General features: G+C 44.3%; 1 rRNA gene. It reads right to left on the reverse strand.

Features of this window, described 5'->3' with window-relative positions:
* Positions 1-291 (reverse strand): 23S ribosomal RNA (locus FS793_RS15915); the annotation flags it as partial.

Genomic DNA, 291 nt, shown 5'->3' on the forward strand with positions numbered 1-291 from the left:
GTCGTACTCAGGATCCACTCAAGAGAGAATATGTTTTCGACTACAGGATTATTACCTTCTTTGATTCATCTTTCCAGATGATTCGTCTAACATGTTCTTTTGTAACTCCGTATAGAGTGTCCTACAACCCCAAGAGGCAAGCCTCTTGGTTTGGGCTATTCCCGTTTCGCTCGCCGCTACTCAGGGAATCGATTTTTCTTTCTCTTCCTCCGGGTACTTAGATGTTTCAGTTCCCCGGGTCTGCCTTCTCATATCCTATGAATTCAGATATGGATACCACTCCATTACGAG

It is taken from the genome of Agrococcus jejuensis, from assembly GCF_007679035.1.
Classification (GTDB): domain Bacteria; phylum Actinomycetota; class Actinomycetes; order Actinomycetales; family Microbacteriaceae; genus Agrococcus; species Agrococcus jejuensis_A.